The sequence below is a fragment of the Amycolatopsis sp. NPDC051128 genome (assembly GCF_040682715.1).
In the GTDB taxonomy this organism is placed as follows: domain Bacteria; phylum Actinomycetota; class Actinomycetes; order Mycobacteriales; family Pseudonocardiaceae; genus Amycolatopsis.
Genome location: NZ_JBFBBN010000004.1, coordinates 300,624 through 316,182, shown reverse-complemented (window position 1 = coordinate 316,182; position 15,559 = coordinate 300,624). Strand labels below are relative to the sequence as shown.

Annotated in this window: 13 protein-coding genes; 1 reads left to right on the top strand and 12 read right to left on the bottom strand. The window is 67.9% G+C overall.

Annotation, left to right across the window (positions count from 1 at the left end):
- Positions 1-99: 99 nt before the first annotated feature.
- The 10 genes from AB0M82_RS07365 to AB0M82_RS07320 form a co-directional block, all read right to left on the bottom strand.
- The gene (locus tag AB0M82_RS07365; RefSeq protein ID WP_364718455.1) at positions 100-4,011 is read right to left on the bottom strand and encodes a DNA-directed RNA polymerase subunit beta'; all 3,912 of its coding nucleotides are present in this window, start codon (positions 4,009-4,011) and stop codon (positions 100-102) included.
- Between the two features lie 89 nt (positions 4,012-4,100).
- Positions 4,101-7,604 (bottom strand): DNA-directed RNA polymerase subunit beta, encoded by a 3,504-nt coding sequence (locus AB0M82_RS07360; RefSeq protein WP_364718453.1) that lies wholly within the window; start codon positions 7,602-7,604, stop codon positions 4,101-4,103.
- 690 nt (positions 7,605-8,294) lie between these two features.
- On the bottom strand, positions 8,295-8,441 hold the full coding sequence (locus AB0M82_RS07355) for a hypothetical protein (RefSeq protein WP_364718528.1): 147 nt from the start codon (positions 8,439-8,441) through the stop codon (positions 8,295-8,297).
- Between the two features lie 248 nt (positions 8,442-8,689).
- The gene (locus AB0M82_RS07350) at positions 8,690-9,400 is read right to left on the bottom strand and encodes an ESX secretion-associated protein EspG (RefSeq protein WP_364718451.1); all 711 of its coding nucleotides are present in this window, start codon (positions 9,398-9,400) and stop codon (positions 8,690-8,692) included.
- Positions 9,400-10,623, bottom strand: a complete 1,224-nt coding sequence (locus tag AB0M82_RS07345; RefSeq protein WP_364718449.1) for a hypothetical protein — start codon at positions 10,621-10,623, stop codon at positions 9,400-9,402. The genes AB0M82_RS07350 and AB0M82_RS07345 overlap by 1 nt, the downstream gene beginning before the upstream one ends.
- On the bottom strand, positions 10,623-11,213 hold the full coding sequence (locus AB0M82_RS07340; RefSeq protein ID WP_364718447.1) for a DUF3558 domain-containing protein: 591 nt from the start codon (positions 11,211-11,213) through the stop codon (positions 10,623-10,625). Before AB0M82_RS07340 ends, AB0M82_RS07345 begins: the two co-directional genes overlap by 1 nt.
- Positions 11,213-11,665: a hypothetical protein gene (locus AB0M82_RS07335; RefSeq protein ID WP_364718445.1), complete on the bottom strand. Its 453-nt coding sequence runs from the start codon at positions 11,663-11,665 to the stop codon at positions 11,213-11,215. Before AB0M82_RS07335 ends, AB0M82_RS07340 begins: the two co-directional genes overlap by 1 nt.
- A 98-nt stretch (positions 11,666-11,763) precedes the next feature.
- Positions 11,764-12,228 (bottom strand): hypothetical protein, encoded by a 465-nt coding sequence (locus tag AB0M82_RS07330; RefSeq protein ID WP_364718443.1) that lies wholly within the window; start codon positions 12,226-12,228, stop codon positions 11,764-11,766.
- Between the two features lie 37 nt (positions 12,229-12,265).
- Entirely contained in the window at positions 12,266-12,442 is a 177-nt protein-coding gene (locus AB0M82_RS07325) for a DUF397 domain-containing protein (RefSeq protein WP_364718441.1), read from the bottom strand.
- Positions 12,443-12,462: 20 nt separating this feature from the next.
- Positions 12,463-13,338 (bottom strand): helix-turn-helix transcriptional regulator, encoded by an 876-nt coding sequence (locus AB0M82_RS07320; RefSeq protein ID WP_364718439.1) that lies wholly within the window; start codon positions 13,336-13,338, stop codon positions 12,463-12,465.
- Between the two features lie 87 nt (positions 13,339-13,425).
- Between AB0M82_RS07320 and AB0M82_RS07315 the strand changes: the two genes are divergently transcribed.
- On the top strand, positions 13,426-13,884 hold the full coding sequence (locus AB0M82_RS07315; RefSeq protein ID WP_364718437.1) for a hypothetical protein: 459 nt from the start codon (positions 13,426-13,428) through the stop codon (positions 13,882-13,884).
- Position 13,885: 1 nt separating this feature from the next.
- Here the strand turns inward: AB0M82_RS07315 and AB0M82_RS07310 are convergent, their stop codons facing one another.
- Together AB0M82_RS07310 and AB0M82_RS07305 are read right to left on the bottom strand one after the other, a co-directional pair.
- Positions 13,886-14,887 (bottom strand): hypothetical protein, encoded by a 1,002-nt coding sequence (locus AB0M82_RS07310; RefSeq protein WP_364718526.1) that lies wholly within the window; start codon positions 14,885-14,887, stop codon positions 13,886-13,888.
- 73 nt (positions 14,888-14,960) lie between these two features.
- Positions 14,961-15,536, bottom strand: coding sequence for a hypothetical protein (locus AB0M82_RS07305; RefSeq protein WP_364718435.1), 576 nt, complete (start codon positions 15,534-15,536; stop codon positions 14,961-14,963).
- Between the last annotated feature and the right edge of the window lie 23 nt (positions 15,537-15,559).

Here is a 15,559-nt window from a genome sequence, read left to right as displayed (position 1 = left end):
TAGCGGGATCGAAGTGGGGTGAATACCCGTTTGGGTGACAGTTGCGAAACCCGAAAGGCCCCCGCCGGAAACCGGCGAGGGCCTTTCGTCGAATCAGCTTCAGCGGAAGTCGCGGCCGAAGTCGTAGTCGTCCAGCGGAACCGCGGCACCGGTGCCCGTACCGAACACGTCCGGGGTGTAGTAGCCGTCGTCGTAGGACGGGATCGCGTACGCCGCGACCCGGGCCTCCTCGGTCGGCTGCACCTGGATGTTGCGGTACTTGTTGATGCCGGTACCGGCCGGGATCAGCTTACCGATGATCACGTTCTCCTTGAGGCCGACGAGCCGGTCCGAGCGGCCGTTGATGGCCGCGTCGGTCAGGACTCGCGTGGTCTCCTGGAACGAGGCCGCCGACAGCCACGAGTCCGTGGTGAGCGACGCCTTCGTGATCCCCATCAGCACCGGACGACCCGAAGCCGGCTCGCCGCCTTCGGAGACCGTCGAACGGTTCTTCGCCTCGAACTTGGTCCGCTCGGGCAGTTCGCCCGGCAGGAAGTCCGTGCCACCGGAGTCGATGACCGTCACCCGGCGCAGCATCTGCCGGACGATGACCTCGATGTGCTTGTCGTGGATCGACACACCCTGCGCGCGGTACACCTTCTGGACCTCGTCGGTGAGGTGCATCTGCGCCTCACGCGGGCCCATGACCCGCAGGACCTCGTGCGGATCCGGCGTGCCCTCGAGCAGCTGCTGACCGACGTGGACGTGGTCACCGTCGCCCAGCGGGCCGTTCGGGGTGTTCGCGAGCCGCTGACGCTTGGACAGCTTGTCGAAGACGATCTCTTCGCCGCCGTCGTCCGGGATCAGCGTGATCTTCCAGAACCGCTCGCTCTCCTCGATGCGCACCCGGCCATCGACGTCGGCGATCGGCGCCTTGCCCTTCGGGACCCGGGCCTCGAACAGCTCCTGGACACGGGGCAGACCGGTCGTGATGTCGTCACCGGCGACACCACCCTGGTGGAACGTACGCATCGTCAGCTGCGTACCTGGCTCACCGATCGACTGGGCCGCGACGATACCCACGGCCTCGCCGACGTCGACGAGCTGACCGGTCGCCATCGAGCGGCCGTAGCAGGTCGCGCAGATGCCGACGGCCGACTCGCAGGTCAGCACCGAGCGGACCTTGACCTTCGAGATGCCGCTGGAGATCAGCTTGTCGAGGGCCGGGTCGCCGATGTCGTCGCCGGCGTTCAGCACGACGTTGCCCTTGGCGTCCACCGCGTCCGTCGCGAGGTTCCGCGCGTACACGCTGGTCTCGACGTGCTGGTCGCGCAGCACCTTGCCGTCGCCGATGTCCTCGCCGATCGGCATCATGATGCCGCGGGTGGTGCCGCAGTCGACCTCGCGGACGATGACGTCCTGCGAGACGTCCACCAGACGCCGGGTCAGGTAACCCGAGTCGGCGGTCCGCAGCGCCGTGTCCGCCAGGCCCTTCCGGGCACCGTGCGTCGCGATGAAGTACTCCGCCACCGACAGGCCCTCACGGAAGTTGGCCTTGATCGGACGCGGGATGTACTCACCCTTCGGGTTCGACACCAGGCCACGCATACCGGCCAGCGACCGGACCTGCGTCATGTTGCCCGCCGCGCCCGACTTCACGATCATCGCGATCGGGTTGTCGTCCGGCAGCGCCGTCTCCATGATCTTGTGGACCTCTTCGGTGGCCTGCGTCCACACCTTGACGAGCTCGTTGTTGCGCTCGGTGTGCGACAGCTGACCACGCTGGTAGCGCTTCTCCACCTGGGAGGCCTTGCCCTCGTACTCGTCGAGGATGGCCTTCTTGCCCACCGGGGTGAGCACGTCCGAGATGGCGACGGTGACGCCCGACCGGGTCGCCCAGTAGAAACCGGCGTCCTTCAGCCGGTCCAGGGTCTGCGCGACCTGGGTCATCGAGTATCGCTCGGCGAGGTCGTTCACGATCGCGGCCTGACGCTTCTTCGGCATCGGCTCGTTGATGAACGGGTAGTCCGCCGGCAGCAGCTCGTTGAACAGCACGCGGCCCAGGGTCGTCTCGGCCAGCCACGCCTTGCCGGGCTCCCAGCCCTTCTCCGCGAGCCTCGCCTCGTCGGCCTTGGCCGGCTGACGGTCGGTGATGCGGATCTTGACCGGCGCGTGCAGGCTCAGCGCCTTGCGGTCGTACGCCATGATGGCCTCGGCCGGCGACGAGTACGCGTTGCCCGCGCCCTCGGCCGTCTCGGTGAGGCGGGTCAGGTGGAACAGACCCGTCACCATGTCCAGTCGCGGCATGGCGAGCGGACGGCCCGACGCCGGCGACAGGATGTTGTTCGCCGACAGCATCAGGATCCGGGCCTCGGCCTGCGCCTCGGCCGACAGCGGCAGGTGCACCGCCATCTGGTCACCGTCGAAGTCCGCGTTGAACGCTTCGCAGACCAGCGGGTGCAGCTGGATGGCCTTGCCCTCGACCAGCTGCGGCTCGAAGGCCTGGATGCCGAGGCGGTGCAGGGTCGGCGCGCGGTTCAGCATCACCGGGTGGCCGGTGATGACCTCTTCCAGCACGTCCCACACCTGCGGCCGCGAGCGCTCCACCATCCGCTTGGCGGACTTGATGTTCTGCGCGTGGTTCAGGTCGACCAGCCGCTTCATGACGAACGGCTTGAACAGCTCGAGCGCCATGTCCTTCGGCAGACCGCACTGGTGCAGCTTCAGCTGCGGGCCGACGATGATGACCGAACGGCCCGAGTAGTCGACGCGCTTGCCGAGCAGGTTCTGGCGGAACCGGCCCTGCTTGCCCTTGAGCAGGTCGGACAGCGACTTCAGCGGCCGGTTGCCCGGGCCGGTGACCGGACGCCCGCGGCGGCCGTTGTCGAACAGCGCGTCGACGGCCTCCTGCAGCATCCGCTTCTCGTTGTTGACGATGATCTCGGGCGCGCCGAGGTCGATCAGCCGCTTGAGGCGGTTGTTCCGGTTGATCACGCGGCGGTAGAGGTCGTTCAGGTCCGACGTCGCGAACCGGCCACCGTCGAGCTGCACCATCGGGCGCAGGTCCGGCGGGATGACCGGGACGGCGTCGAGCACCATGCCGCGCGGGTCGTTGCCGGTGGCCTGGAACGCCGCGACGACCTTGAGCCGCTTCAGCGCGCGGAGCTTCTTCTGCCCCTTGCCGTTGCGGATCGTGTCGCGCAGGTTGTCGGCCTCGGCGCTGACGTCGAACTCGGTGGCCAGCTTCTGGATGGCCTCCGCGCCCATGCCGCCGGTGAAGTACTCGCCGTAGCGGTCGACGAGCTCGCGGTAGAGCAGCTCGTCGGCGATCAGCTGGCGGGTGTCGAGCTTCGTGAAGGTCGTCCAGACCTCCTCGAGCCGGTCCAGCTCGCGACCGGCGCGGTCACGCAGCTGACGCATCTCGCGCTCGCCGCCCTCCTTGACCTTGCGGCGGACGTCGGACTTCGCGCCCTCCGCCTCCAGCTCGGCCAGGTCGGCTTCCAGCTTCTGCGCGCGGGCCTCGATGTCGGCGTCACGCTTCGTCTCGAGGTTCTTGCGCTCGACGCCGATCTCGTTCTCGAGGGTCGGCAGGTCGTTGTGGCGCAGCTCCGTGTTCACGCCGGTGATGACGTAAGCAGCGAAGTAGATGATCTTCTCGAGGTCCTTCGGCGCCAGGTCGAGCAGGTAGCCCAGGCGGGACGGAACACCCTTGAAGTACCAGATGTGGGTGACCGGCGCGGCCAGCTCGATGTGGCCCATCCGCTCACGGCGCACCTTGGCGCGAGTGACCTCGACGCCGCAGCGCTCACAGATGATGCCCTTGAACCGGACCCGCTTGTACTTGCCGCAGTAGCACTCCCAGTCCCGGGTCGGGCCGAAGATCTTCTCGCAGAAGAGGCCGTCCTTCTCGGGCTTGAGCGTGCGGTAGTTGATGGTCTCCGGCTTCTTCACTTCACCGAAGGACCACTGACGGATGTCGTCAGCGGTGGCAAGGCCGATCCGGAGCTCATCGAAGAAATTGACGTCCAGCACGTCTTTGCATCCCCTTGGGGTTGATTCGACTAGAGGGGTTGGCGGGCGAGCCGGGACCCGCGGGAGGTAGGTCCCGGCTCAGCTCGCGATCAGTGCACGACGTCGTCCACCGAGGGCGACTCGTTGCGGGACAGGTTGATGCCGAGGTTGGCCGCGGCGCGCTCGAGGTCCTCGTCGTCGGAGTCGCGCATCTCGATCGCCGCACCGTCGCTGGAGAGCACCTCGACGTTCAGGCACAGCGACTGGAGCTCCTTGAGGAGCACCTTGAACGACTCCGGGATGCCCGGCTCGGGGATGTTCTCCCCCTTGACGATGGCCTCGTACACCTTGACGCGGCCGACCACATCGTCCGACTTGATCGTCAGCAGCTCCTGCAGCGTGTAGGCAGCGCCGTACGCCTGCATCGCCCAGCACTCCATCTCACCGAAGCGCTGGCCACCGAACTGCGCCTTACCACCCAGCGGCTGCTGCGTGATCATCGAGTACGGACCGGTGGAGCGGGCGTGGATCTTGTCGTCGACCAGGTGGTGCAGCTTCAGGATGTACATGTAGCCGACCGCGACCGGGTATGGGTACGGCTCGCCGGAACGGCCGTCCAGCAGGGTCGCCTTGCCGTTCTCCTTGACCATGCGCTCACCGTCACGGTTCGGCTTGGTCGCGCTGAGCAGCCCGGTGAGCTCCTCTTCCTTCGCGCCGTCGAACACCGGGGTCGCGGTGTTCGTGCCGGGCGCGACGTCGTAGAGCTCCTCGTTGAGGTTCTTCGCCCAGTCGGGGTTGCCCTCGATCGTCCAGCCCTGCGAAGCCAGCCAGCCCAGGTGCAGCTCGAGGATCTGGCCGATGTTCATCCGTCGCGGGACACCGTGGGTGTTCAGGATGATGTCGACGGGCGTGCCGTCCTCCATGAACGGCATGTCCTCGACCGGAAGGATCTTGCCGATGACACCCTTGTTCCCGTGCCGGCCGGCGAGCTTGTCGCCCGGCTGGATCTTGCGCTTCTGGGCCACGTAGACGCGGACCAGCTCGTTGACGCCCGGGGGCAGCTCGTCGTCGTCCTCGCGGGAGAACACCCGGATGCCGATGACCTTGCCGGTCTCGCCGTGCGGCACCTTCAGCGAGGTGTCGCGGACCTCGCGGGCCTTCTCGCCGAAGATCGCGCGGAGCAGACGCTCTTCCGGGGTCAGCTCGGTCTCGCCCTTCGGCGTGACCTTGCCGACCAGGATGTCGCCGTCGCGGACCTCGGCGCCGATGCGGATGATGCCGCGCTCGTCGAGGTCGGCGAGCACCTCCTCGGAGACGTTCGGGATGTCCCGGGTGATCTCCTCGGCGCCCAGCTTGGTGTCGCGGGCGTCGATCTCGTGCTCCTCGATGTGGATCGACGTCAGCACGTCGTCCTGCACCAGGCGCTCGGAGAGGATGATCGCGTCCTCGTAGTTGTGGCCCTCCCACGGCATGACCGCGACGAGCAGGTTCTTGCCGAGCGCGACCTCACCGTTCTCGGTGGACGGGCCGTCGGCGATGACCTGGCCGGCCTCGACCCGGTCGCCCTCGTTGACGATCGGGCGGTGGTTGAAGCAGGTGCCGTGGTTCGAGCGGCGGAACTTGTAGAGGCTGTAGCTCTTCCGCGTCCCGTCGTCGTGCATGACCGTGATCAGGTCGGCGGAGAGCTCCTCCACCACACCCGACTGCTCGGCGACCAGCATGTCACCGGAGTCGATCGCGGCCCGCAGCTCCACGCCGGTGCCGACGTACGGCGCCGTGCTGCGCAGCAGCGGCACCGCCTGGCGCTGCATGTTGGCGCCCATCAGCGCGCGGTTCGCGTCGTCGTGCTCGAGGAACGGGATCATCGCCGTGGCGATCGAAACCATCTGCCGCGGCGAGACGTCCATGTAGTCGATGTCGAGCGGGTCGATCAGCTCGACCTCGCCGCCCTTGCGCCGCGCCATGACCCGGTCTTCGACGAAGGTGCCGTCGTCGGAGATCGGGGCGTTCGCCTGCGCCTTGACGAACCGGTCCTCTTCGTCCGCCGTCAGGTAGTCGACCTGGTCGGTGACCCGGCCTTCGACGACCTTGCGGTACGGCGTCTCGATGAAGCCGAACGGGTTGACCCGCGCGTACGAGCACAGCGAGCCGATCAGGCCGATGTTCGGGCCTTCCGGCGTCTCGATCGGGCACATCCGGCCGTAGTGCGACGGGTGGACGTCGCGGACCTCCATGCCGGCGCGCTCACGGGACAGACCACCCGGGCCGAGCGCGTTCAGGCGGCGCTTGTGGGTCAGGCCGTCGATCGGGTTGGTCTGCTGCATGAACTGCGAGAGCTGCGAGGTGCCGAAGAACTCCTTGATCGCCGCGCCGATCGGGCGGATGTTGATCAGGGTCTGCGGCGTGATCGCCTCGACGTCCTGCGTCGTCATGCGCTCGCGGACGACGCGCTCGGTGCGGGACAGGCCGACCCGGATCTGGTTCTGGATCAGCTCGCCGACGGTACGGATCCGACGGTTGCCGAAGTGGTCGATGTCGTCGGTCTCGACCGGGATCTCGGTGTTGTTCGCCGCGGTCATCTTGTCCTCGCCGGCGTGCAGCCGGACCAGGTACTCGATGATGGTGACGATGTCCTCTTCGGTCAGCGTCCCGTTTTCGATCGGCGTCGACAGACCGAGCTTCTTGTTGACCTTGTACCGGCCGACCTTGGCCAGGTCGTAGCGCTTCGCCTTGAAGAACAGGTTCTCCAGCAGGGTCTGCGCGCTCTCCTTCGTGGGCGGTTCGCCCGGGCGGAGCTTGCGGTAGATGTCGAGCAGCGCCTCGTCGGTGCCCGCGGTGTGGTCCTTCTCGAGGGTGGCGAGCAGCGTCTCCGAGAAGGAGAAGCGCTCGCGGATCGCCTCGGTGGTCCAGCCAAGCGCCTTCAGCAGCACGGTGACCGGCTGGCGGCGCTTGCGGTCGATGCGGACGCCGACGGTGTCGCGCTTGTCGACGTCGAACTCCAGCCAGGCACCCCGGCTCGGGATGACCCGGACGCTGAAGACGTCCTTGTCGCTCGTCTTGTCGATTTCCTTGGAGTAGTAGACGCCCGGCGAGCGGACCAGCTGCGACACCACGACACGCTCGGTGCCGTTGATGACGAAGGTGCCCTTGTCGGTCATCACGGGGAAGTCGCCGAGGAAGACCGTCTGGCTCTTGATCTCACCCGTGTTGTTGTTGACGAACTCCGCCGTGACGAACAGCGGGGCCGCGTACGTCATGTCCTTGTCCTTGCACTCCTCGATCGAGGCCTTGACCTCGTCGAAGCGCGGGGCGGAGAAGGACAGGGACATCGAACCGGAGAAGTCTTCGATCGGGGAGATCTCGTTGAGAACCTCTTCGAGGCCGCCGACCGGGTTCTCTTCACCTTCCTCGACACGACGCTGGAACCACGCTTCGTCACCGGTGAACCACTGGAACGACTGGATCTGGACATCGAGCAGGTTGGGGGTCTTGAGGGGCTCGCGAATCTTTGCGAAGGAGACCCGCTTGGGCGCGCCGGGGATTCCCGTGGCCTCCGAGCGAGATACAGCCGAGGTGGTCGCAGCAGTGGCCTGGTTCGCGGGAGAGACTGCCAAGATGCGTCCTTCCGGGGACAATGAGCGGTGACAGCCGCCATACCAACAGTGATCGGTGACTGTCAAGGGTGCCGTGTGCCCACTATCCTAACTACCTGCGCAGGGCAGCCTGAAAGAGGGCAGCGCAAAGAGACAGTCTAGCCCGAACGCTGCGGCTTGTCCAGGGGGCGCTCCCGACGGGGCCCAGCCTGCATCGCAACGTCTTCAGGTATGCCTCCAAGCGACCCGGTCATCCCTCCCGCAAGGGCTTCCGGTTTCGCCGTTGGGAGTAAGCGTGACCCCACCGACGCCTCCAGTCAAGATGCCACACGGGGGTCCCGCCGGTTGGCGCAGCGTGGAAGAGGTGCAGCGGAGCGTGAGCGGCCGAATATCATTCCAGTTACCCGCCGGTAGCGCCACCTCGTATGCTCTCACCTGGGGTTTCCTCGCTCTCGGGCAGTATGTCGAAGCCCACCGGCCGGAAGCGGTACCGGAGGAATGATCTATCGCCGGACCCCTGGATCCGGCCGGAGGAGAGGACGGAGAGGGGTTGACGGGAGTCGCGCCGGAGTCCGTCGTGGACTGTCGCGGCGACCGGGCACCGACGAGCCGCTCGCATCGTCGCTGCCGGTCTCTTGCGCGCCCCTCCTGCCGCGCCTGGCCGCCGCCGCACCGCGGTCGGCCGCCGGGGGATACCGCGCCGAAGAACCCTCAGCCCTCCGGCGTCAGATCGACGGGCTGACCGGTGCGCGCCGACTCGTAAGCGGCCTGGATGATCCGGCTCGCCCGCAACTCGGCCTGACCGTCCGGGCCGGCCCCTTCACCCGTCTCCACCGAGCCGAGAAAGTCCTTGAGCATCAACGAAAACAGGTCGGCCCCGCCGGTTTCCGACGCTCACCGCCGATGGCGGCGTCGATCCGCCGAGCAGCCGCGGAGAGGCGTCGTCCTCCACGCTCGCTTTGTCGCCCAACGAGGCGACCGTCCCGCTCGGGCACCGCACGGTGACGACGGCCGCGCTCTCGAGATCGGACTGTCCACCGAGGACATCGTTCGTCTGCGCGTACACCTGCCGCACGGGCTCTCCGTGGAGCACAGGAGCTGAGCCTTCAGCCCAGCTCCTGCTTCAGCTCCTCCAGTTTGGCGAGCAGTGCGTCGTCGGAGCCGCCGATGGTGATCACGAACCGGCCATCCTCGGAGAGATGGCTGAGCCAGCGCCCCTGGTCGGTGTCGACGAAGGTGATCGGTTCGCTCCGGCGATGGCCTCGGTGGTCCCGGACGCCGGCGAAGACCTGCCCTCCGGCGTACCGGGGTTGCGCGAAGATCGCCGCGACGCGGGCGGCCTGACCGTGGGGTTCTTCGCGGGTCAGGTCCGCGACCGGCACCGAGTACGAGACGGACCGGGCGGGCGGATGCTCGGGCAGCTCGCGGACGACCATCCTGGCCAGGGCCTCGAGGCGGGCGGGCCGCAGCAGGATCCGGCCGTCCCTGGGCAGATAGCACGCGAACGCCCCCGCCCGCCGCCCGGCGGCGGCGTGCAGCCGGTAGGTCAGCTCTTCGGTTTGCGCGTAAGCCGACACCTCGGCCGGAGCGCGGCAGAGGAGCCGCAAGCTGTGTTCGAGGTCCTCGCCGGGCTCGTCACGGTCGAGGAAACCCTCCGCGGCCAGCTCTTCGCGCGCGGCTTCGGCCCGGGCGGATTCCGCGTCCGGACTGCGCCACACCGGCTCGGGAGCGAGCACGGGCGGGAGCGTGAGCCCCAGCCGTTCCGCCGCCCAATGCACGCTCGCCGCGTTCAGGACGGTTTCGTGCCGGACGGCCATCAGGCGCCGATGGTCGGCGGAACCGGCTTCATGCCGTCCGGGAACCCGCCGAACAGCTCGTCGGAATCGGGTTCCTGGAGGATGTCGAGCCGCTTGTGCTCCTTGTCCTCCTCTTTCTGGCCGCCGCGGCCCATGGGGCCCCCGATGCCGCCGGCGCCGGGTTTCCCGGAGGCGCCGACCGCGCCCGGCCGCGCGACCCCGGGTTCGCCGAACCGCCCGGTGCCGCTCCGGCCGCCAGGCCCGCTTCCGGTCCCCCCGCGCTCGCTTCCCGTTCCGGCACCGCTGCGCCCACCGCCGGGCTCGCTTCCGGACCCACCGCGCCCGCTTCCGGGTGTCCCGATCCGAGCGGTTTCCCCCGGGCCGTTGATCACCGGTACGCCCGGGCCGAGCCGGGCGTTGATGTCACCGGATCCACCGTCCCGGCCGAAGCCGGGGTTGATCGGTCCGGGCCGGGTCGTGCCGTCGCCGGGGCCTGTGTGTGCGACCGGGGTGAGCCCGGACGTCCGGGTCGTGTCGTCCTGGCCGGTGGTGGTGCCGGGGTGCTGCTGGGTGGTGGGGGTGTCGGTGCTCGGAGGCTGCTGCTGAGAAGTGACCTGGCCGGGAACGTCGGTGCCGCGGTGCTCGCCCTGCGTGGTGCGGTCGGTGCCCGTCCGGTGGTCGTCGCGCCCGGCGGGCGGCGTGACGGCCGGTGGCTTCTCGGCGTGTTCGATGTCGGCACCACCCGACGGCAGGGTGAGATCGCCGTAGTCCTGGGGCAGACCGGCGGCGTTGTCGGTGCTCTGGCCGTTGTAGGTGCCGTAGTGCTGGACGACTTCCTGCGCCTTGGCGTTCCACCCGGCGATCTCTTCGTCCTTGTGGGTGAGCACCGGCAGGTTGCGGCTGAGGAAGTCCTCGTGGGGCTGGGGGCCGGGCCCGTCGCCGACCTTGTTCCGCAGGTCGGCGTAGTCGGCACCCTGGGTCATCAGCGAGTTTTGGGCCGCGCCGAGGTGGACGGCACTGACCGCGGAGGCGGCGAGCAGTGGCCCCGCACCGGCCTGAGCTTGGGCGGCGGCATCACCGGACCAGGCCTCGGCCATGGCGGACTGAAGGCGAGTCATCATGTCCCGCGCCTCGACATGCTTGGCCGCCATTTGCTGAGCCAGCTCACTGGAGGCGAAAAGACTTTCGGGTCCATCGCCGGACTTGAGGAAGTCGACGATCTGCTGAGCGGTGTATTCAGCCATCAGGATCCTTTCATGGTGGAGACGGCCAGCTCCGCAGCCTTCTGCACCACCGGACACGGATCTGCGTAGTCCCTCGAGTTCCGCGAAATCGTCACCTGGACGCTGTAGAGCCGATCATCACTCACGGCGACTTCTGCAGAGCATTTGCCTTGCGGCTGCGCATCGAGCAGGTCGGTCAGCACACCCGGATACCCCGATATATCGGCGACCGGCCGGAAAAACGGAAGTCCTCCCTGTTCATGTTTCTTGTACAAGCTGGCCAGGTTGCCGCTGATCAACAGCCGCGTACCGACGGTGACACCGCCCTCGTCAAGGCCGTTCCATGTACAGCTTGGACCAAGGGCATCTCCGGGCATCGAGTTCGGCTGACGGGTAACTCCGAAATCGGCGAGCTGGCCTGGTGTCAGTGCCGCACACGGCTCCTTCTCAAACCGCGAGACATCCAATGGCCGCGAAACTTGGGGTACGGCTCCACCACTTGGCCCCGATGGCGACGCGCTGGTCACCGGCGCCGGTTTACCGGCGACGCTGGTCGAGCATCCCACCAACAAGACGGCAAGACTGAAAACCGGTAGCACTTTCGCCCGCATCAAAGATCCATCCCCATGGTGGTGAACATGTCGCTGGCTGAGCCGTCGCCGTGCTGGTACTTCGCGATCATCTTCGTTAGTGAATCCACGTAGGCGGCCGCGTAGTTGTACTGATCTTCGATACTCCGCGCGTAGCGTTCAGCGTGGGCCAGCGCCGCTCGGTTCTGTGTAGTGCTCGACTCATCCGCTGCTGGGGGAAGGACGTAGCCCAGATCTGTTGCACGCTGACGGATCCAGTCCAGGGTGTCGCGGAGGTCCTTCCACTCGGGCAGGAGCGCCAACATCTGCTCCACGTCCAGCTTGAACCCACCGGAGCCGCCACCTGCGCCCGCCTGGCTCAGGCGCTCCTGGAGAACACGCATCTCCGTCGCGTGGATGCCCTTGAACGACGGGTCGTCCGCCGGGACTCGATACCCGGCCGCACCCGTCACCTCTCGCACGAAATCAGGCATTCAGACTTCCTCCCCGAAGTCCCGTGAGCGCCCGTACACACTCCGTCAACCGAACAAGCTATCAGACGACGGGGAGTGATTCAGCCGTTCCACCCAGTTCAGCGAGTCACCCGGACGGAGGTCAGAATCCGGTCGCGGGCATCGTCCGGAAGGGTGCCGACCAGGAACACCACGGCGACGCCGTCCGGGTCGTGGACCGGGTATCCGCGCAGGTCGAGGACCACGGGAGCGGCCGCCAGGTCGGCCGGGATACAGGACTGCTCGGCGATGAAGATCGTCGCGCCGCGACCGGCCGTCGTCCCGGCGCGGATGTCGTGTGGGAGCCCTCCGACTGCCATCGCCCGCAGGCCGAACAGCCGGTTCAGCAAGCCTTCACGCAGCACCTTCGTCAAAGCACCGTCGACGTCCTGAGTACCGGAGACCAAGCCCCTCCCCAGCAGCGCGACAGGCCGTTCAACGTTCACGCAGCGGCTCGGCCCGAAGCTCTCCAGCTCGAAGTTCGCCGGACCGAGCGGCAGGGCGTCGGCACTGCGGGTCCAGCCCGGGCCCGCGTCGTAAGTCACCAGCGGGTCGGCGCCGCACGCCGACGCCAAGAACGCGCTAGCGCAGATCAGCCAAGAATGCCGACCACGCCGCCGCCTCGAACAATTGTGTCCCGCCCTCGCGGTCCTTCGTGTCACGGACGTACACCGCCCGCGACACAGCCACCTCGACACAGTTGCCGCTCGCGTTGCCGCTGTAGCTGCTCGTCCGCCACCGCAGCTTCACGTCGAGCATGCCTGCCTCGCTTCAGCCGGTCACCCATCCTGGGCCACCAGCCTAGCGAGGAACGCACGAGCTTCGTCGCCGTCCAGAGCTGCCCGACGCAGGCGTTCGAAGGCTGTCGCATACTCCTGGATCAGCAGTCCGTCTTCCGGATAGATGCCACCGGCGAAGTCCTCGATATAGACGAGGGAACCGCGCTCGGGAAGTTTGAGGATCGAAAAAGCGGTCTGCGGATTGAAAGCCTCATCGTTCTTCGGCACGAACGGCAGCACCTGAAGCCGGACATTCTCGCGCTCCGACACCTGGATCAAGTGCTCCAGCTGAGCCCGCATGATCCCGGCACTCCCGATGCGCCGACGCAGGCAAGCCTCGTCGATGATCACGTCCAGCTCCAGCGGACTCGGCTCCTCTCGGAACAGCTTGTCCTGGCGGCGCATCCGGATGTCGAGCTTGACGTCGATCTCGTGGCTGCCCGGGTACGGCGCCCCAGCCGCCAACAACGTCCGCGCGTATTCGCGGGTCTGGAGCAGCCCGTTGATCACGGCGTTGTCGAACGCGACGATCTCCCGGGCCTCGGCCTCCAAAGCGACATAGCGCCGAGCCGTTGCCGGGACAGCTTCCTGATACAACGCTCGACGCCCACGCCGCTTCGGCCAGGGAATCGCGGCCAGTCGCAACGCTTCCGCCGCCGACGTGTCGTCCGCGCCGTAGAAGTCCAGCAGCGCGGCCACTTCGCGCACCGGGATGCCCTGCTTGCCGTTCTCGACCATGCTCATCTTCGCCGGCGAGCAGTTCAGGTGCTTGCACGCCTGGGCCGCGGTGCGTTCGGCGTCCTGTCGAAGTTCGCGCAGGAGAAGGCCGAGCTGGATGCGGGCGACGACCGGATCGTCGGCGAGGAAAAGAGCCATGTTCGCTGGATCGGCTGTCACAAAGCCGGAACAGAGACCTCGATTGTGCAGTTCTCCAAAGCGAAGTTCGGCCGTAACTTCTGCCCCATGACGTTCGACTGGCGGCCGGGCCGCCTCCATCCCGAGCGGGTCCACTTGTTCGCGGCCGACGGCCGTGCCCGGTGCGGCGCACAGGTCGCGGCGCCCTTCGTCCGGTGCGCCGTGTACGTCCTGCTCGCCGAAGGCGTCGGCGCCCCCGCGTGGATTCCGATCCGCATCGTGCACGACCGCGAGGACGAACCCGCCCCGCCGCACCTGGGCGCCCTCGGCTCACCGGATCTCGACGTCGACCACCTCGCGCACCGCGCGGCCGATGCCCTCGCCCCGCTGGGCGTCCTGCTCACCGACGTCCACCTCGAGCTGGCGCACGCGCTGAGGAGCATCCCCGAGCCGAGCAGGTCGCGCCGCGCGGGGCTGGTCCGTCACCAGCTCCGCGAAGCGTTGGTCGCGCTCGAAGTCACCGCCGCCGCGTACGCCCAGGCCGAGGAGACGCTGCGTGCGAGCTGACCTACTTGGACGGAGAAGGCGAAGCGGGTGCCTGCGACGCCGCCGGGACCTTCGGGGCGTTGTAGGTGTCCATGTCGGTGATCTTCCACTTGTCGCCCTGGAGCTGGGCGTTCAGGTGGAGCTGGGCCGTGCCCGCCGTCGTCTTCTTCGTGTCCGTGCGGGTCGACGTCTGGTCGACGAAGACCATCACCTTGGCCAGGTCGCCGTTGAGCATGATCACCGCGGCCCGGGTGACCTTGCACGTCACGATCATCTTCTGCGCCGGCGCGAGCCGCTTGACCTCGCCCATCAGCGAGTTGTACTTGTTCTTGACGTCGTCGTTGGCGAGCAGGTCGTTCGCCGCGTCCTCGGTCTTCTTGATGTTGTTGAAGTCGTAGGAGAACAACGCCTCGGCCGCCTTCGAGACGGCGTCCTTGACCTGGGCCGTCTTCGCGACGTCCAGCAGCGCGGTGTTGCTCGTCGCCGAGGAGACCTTGACCTCTTCGGACTTGAACCAGAACGCCAGCCCGCCCAGGACCAGCGCGACGAGCACCAGCGCCCCCGCCATCAGGTAGGGCTTCGAGACCCGGGACGCCGTGGGCCGCGCGGGCTCTTCTTCGGCGGCCTCGGCTTCGGCCTCGGCGACGTCGGTCGGCTTCGCGATGCCGGTGTCCCGCTTCTTCCGCCTCGGCGCCGGCCGCGCCGGAGCCTCCTCCGGCGCCTCTTCCGGAGCTTCCTCGGTGAGCGCGTCGACCCGCGGTTCCTCTTCGGTGCCGACCGCCGCGAACACCGCCGTGTCCTCCGCCGGCGAGACCGGCGGTTCCGGCGAGACCGGCGAGACCGGCGGTTCCGTGTCGATCCGCCCGCTGCTCGGCTCGAACGACTCGGCCGGACGCGGGGCCGGGCGCGGCGCGGGCCGCGGGCGCGGCTTGCGCGGTTCGGCGGGAGCGGACGGCACCGCGGGCAGCTGGCCGGTCCGCTCGGCGGCGGACTCGTCCACCGAGGGCTTGCGCAGGCCGGCCACGCGGGGCCGGCGCGACGGCGGAGTGGGCGGCTGGCGGCGGGAGGGGGGCACTACGGGCTCCTTCTGGGTGACGCTACTGGCCGGCCGCGACGAGCGGGACACTGTCGATGCCGGACAGCTTCCATGCATCGCCCACGCGGGTCATCGACACCTCGAGGCGCAGCGGCTTCGCGCTGCTCTTGTCCCCCTGGGTGACGGTCGTGGCGATGGCGGCGAGGAAGCTGGCCTTGCCTTCGTGGTCGTCCAGCTCCTCGACCGCGATGTCCTGGACGTCCGTGGTGACCTTCGTCTTGGCGTCGGCGAGCGCCTTGCGGAACGTCGGCGCCGACTGGTCGATCTGCTGCGACATCTTGTCGTCCGACACGGACTTCTGCCGGGCGAAGAAGCCGTCGAGGTCGGTGTAGTCGACCTCGGTGTAGGCCTTCAGCGCGTTGGTGCCCGCCTTGACCACGGCCTCGCGCGACGCGGCCAGGTCGGCGTTGTCGTCGGAAGCGGCCGCCCACCACTGGACCCCGAAGATCGCCGCGGCGATCAGCGCGGCCAGCGCCAGCGCGGCGGCGCCGAGCACCAGGATCCGTGAGGACGACTCCTTCGACGGCGTCCCGGAAGACTCCTCCACCGCCGTGGCGGCCGGCTCGTCCGAACTCATGACACTCCAGGGTAGGTAACGGT

Excerpts from the sequence above, each read along its gene's own strand:
- AB0M82_RS07335 (WP_364718445.1), bottom strand. The coding sequence starts at position 11,665 with ATGCCTGATTTCGTGCGAGAGGTGACGGGTGCGGCCGGGTATCGAGTC.
- AB0M82_RS07355 (WP_364718528.1), bottom strand. The coding sequence starts at position 8,441 with ATGCTCAAGGACTTTCTCGGCTCGGTGGAGACGGGTGAAGGGGCCGGC.
- AB0M82_RS07305 (WP_364718435.1), bottom strand. The coding sequence starts at position 15,536 with ATGAGTTCGGACGAGCCGGCCGCCACGGCGGTGGAGGAGTCTTCCGGG.
- AB0M82_RS07345 (WP_364718449.1), bottom strand. The coding sequence starts at position 10,623 with ATGGCTGAATACACCGCTCAGCAGATCGTCGACTTCCTCAAGTCCGGC.
- AB0M82_RS07315 (WP_364718437.1), top strand. The coding sequence starts at position 13,426 with ATGACGTTCGACTGGCGGCCGGGCCGCCTCCATCCCGAGCGGGTCCAC.
- AB0M82_RS07340 (WP_364718447.1), bottom strand. The coding sequence starts at position 11,213 with ATGCGGGCGAAAGTGCTACCGGTTTTCAGTCTTGCCGTCTTGTTGGTG.
- AB0M82_RS07320 (WP_364718439.1), bottom strand. The coding sequence starts at position 13,338 with ATGGCTCTTTTCCTCGCCGACGATCCGGTCGTCGCCCGCATCCAGCTC.
- AB0M82_RS07325 (WP_364718441.1), bottom strand. The coding sequence starts at position 12,442 with ATGCTCGACGTGAAGCTGCGGTGGCGGACGAGCAGCTACAGCGGCAAC.
- AB0M82_RS07350 (WP_364718451.1), bottom strand. The coding sequence starts at position 9,400 with ATGGCCGTCCGGCACGAAACCGTCCTGAACGCGGCGAGCGTGCATTGG.